We start from the raw sequence: 1,314 nt of genomic DNA on the forward strand, positions 1-1,314 counted from the left end.
TGGGCCTGACCCGGTTTGACGGACATCCCAGCTCAGAGGGGCTGTGCTCCTCGGGAGGATGTTCATCATGGAAGGCATGGGTAAGAAACCACGCCGGCCGCGTCGGGCGTTCACGCCGGAGTTCAAGGCGGAGATCGTCGAGGTGTGTCGGCGGGGTGACCGGACGATCGTGCAGGTCGCGAGGGACTTCGATCTGACCGAGACCGCGGTGCGTGACTGGGTCAAGCAGGCCGACCTCGACGCCGGCACCCGCACGGACGGGTTGACCAGCGACGAGCGGGAGGAGTTGGCGCGGCTGCGGCGGGAGAACCGTCGGCTGCGGGAGGACGTGGACATTCTGAAACGGGCCACGGCTTTCTTCGCGAAGGAGACCCGGTGAACGTGTATCCGTTCATCGAGGCGGAGAAGGCACGGCCCGACGGGAACGTGAAGCGTTCCTGTGAGCTGTTGGAGGTCTCCCGGTCCGCCTACTACCAGCACCGCACCGGCCCGTCGCGGCGCAAGCGTGACGACGCCGACCTGACCGCCCGGATCGTCGACATTCACGCCCTGTCGGCCGGCACCTACGGCGCGCCTCGGGTCCACGCCGAGTTGGCCGCGCAGGGACGTAGGCACTCCCGCAAGCGGATAGCCCGGCTGATGCGGGGCGCCGGGTTGTGCGGCCGGACGCCGAAGCGGTGGCGCACCACCACCGTGCCCGACCCGACAGCACGCCTGGCGGCCGACCGGATCCGCCGGGACTTCACTGTCTCCGCCAGCGGGGTCGACACCCGCTGGTGCGGCGACATCACCTACATCCCCACCTGGGAGGGCTGGCTGTACCTGGCCACCGTGATCGACATCGCGTCGCGTCGGGTCGTCGGCTGGGCCACCGCCGATCATTTGCGCACCGATCTGCCTGCCCAGGCCCTGTCCCACGCCGTCGCCGCCCGACGCCCGACCGGTGAGGTGATCTTCCACAGCGACAGGGGATGCCAGTACACCAGCGCCCAGTATGCCCGCCTGGCCGACCGCAACCAGGTGCTGTTGTCCGTCGGCGGGCGGGGTCAGTGCTGGGACAACGCCGTGGCCGAATCGTTCTTCGCCACGATCAAGACCGAACTACTCGACCGGCGGCCGTGGCCGACCCGTGCCGCCGCCCGTACGGCGATCTTCGAATGGATCGAGGGCTGGTACAACACCCGCCGCCGCCATTCCACCCTGGATTACCTGAGTCCGGCCGAGTACGAAGCGACCGCCTATACCCGCAGGTCAACCAGCAAGGTAGCGTGAGATCAACTTATCGACCCTGTCCGTCAAACCGGGTCAACCCCA

Annotated in this window: 1 protein-coding gene and 1 pseudogene; both read left to right on the forward strand. The window is 68.1% G+C overall.

The genetic code is table 11. From position 1 onward, the window contains the following. Positions 1-76: 76 nt before the first annotated feature. Positions 77-358 (forward strand): annotated as a pseudogene (locus tag ABZ795_RS28745) (transposase); the annotation flags it as partial. A gap of 17 nt (positions 359-375) precedes the next feature. Next, on the forward strand, positions 376-1,272 hold the full coding sequence (locus tag ABZ795_RS28750) for an IS3 family transposase (protein ID WP_357532641.1): 897 nt from the start codon (positions 376-378) through the stop codon (positions 1,270-1,272). Positions 1,273-1,314 lie beyond the last annotated feature (42 nt).

Source organism: Micromonospora sp. NPDC047134, from assembly GCF_040643455.1.
Lineage (GTDB): Bacteria > Actinomycetota > Actinomycetes > Mycobacteriales > Micromonosporaceae > Micromonospora.